The organism is Paenibacillus sp. NPDC057967, from assembly GCF_042887015.1.
Classification (GTDB): Bacteria; Bacillota; Bacilli; order Paenibacillales; family Paenibacillaceae; genus Pristimantibacillus.
In genome coordinates this window covers 1-1,103 of sequence record NZ_JBHVQB010000023.1, presented here as the reverse complement: position 1 = coordinate 1,103, position 1,103 = coordinate 1, and the positions used below count along the sequence as shown (strand labels likewise).

The following is a 1,103-nucleotide window of genomic DNA, read 5'->3' as shown; positions in this document are numbered from 1 at the left end:
GCAACTGGATCGACCGGAGCCACTGGTTCTGGAGCAACTGGAGCTACAGGGGCTACAGGTGAGACGGGGGCCACTGGCGCAACTGGATCGACCGGAGCCACTGGTTCTGGAGCAACTGGAGCTACAGGGGCTACAGGTGAGACGGGGGCCACTGGCGCAACTGGATCGACCGGGGCCACTGGTTCAGGAGCAACTGGTGCGACTGGAGCTACAGGGGCAACGGGAGCTACTGGAACTAGCGGATCAACCGGCACTACCGGACCGACAGGATCGACAGGCAGTACTGGATCAACAGGCGCGACTGGTCCAACAGGCGTTGACGGCGTAACAGGTGCAACTGGGCCAACGGGCGCCGATGGACCGACGGGTGCTGATGGCGCGACTGGTGCAACGGGCGTGGACGGTGTGACCGGACCTACAGGTGCAACGGGCGCGGATGGTGCAACTGGTGCGACCGGGCCTACAGGTGCAACGGGCGTGGATGGCGCGACGGGTGTGACCGGACCTACAGGTGCAACGGGCGCGGATGGTGCAACTGGTGCGACCGGGCCTACAGGTGCAACGGGCGTGGATGGCGCGACGGGTGCGACCGGACCTACAGGTGCAACGGGCGCGGATGGTGCAACTGGTGCGACCGGACCTACAGGTGCAACGGGCGTGGATGGTGCGACTGGCGCGACCGGACCTACAGGTGCAACCGGTGTCGATGGTGCGACTGGCGCGACCGGACCTACAGGTGCAACGGGCGTGGATGGTACGACTGGCGCGACCGGACCTACAGGTGCAACGGGCGTGGATGGTGCGACTGGCGCGACCGGACCTACAGGTGCGGATGGTGCAACGGGCGCGGATGGCTCGACCGGACCGACTGGGGCCGATGGCGCTACTGGTGCTGATGGTGCGACTGGACCTACAGGTGCTGACGGGGCTACAGGTGCTACTGGCGCAGATGGCGCGACCGGGCCTACAGGTGCTGACGGAGCTACAGGTGCTGACGGAGCTACAGGTGCTACTGGCGCAGATGGCGCGACTGGACCTACAGGTGCTGACGGGGCTACTGGCGCAGATGGCGCGACTGGACCTACAGGTGCTGACGGGGCTAC

1 protein-coding gene is annotated in these 1,103 nt (G+C 66.2%); it reads left to right on the top strand.

What is annotated here, in order from left to right:
- Window positions 1-1,103, top strand: a 1,103-nt coding sequence (locus tag ACFVSO_RS28825; RefSeq protein WP_387480151.1) for a hypothetical protein, incomplete at both ends; no start/stop codon positions are given.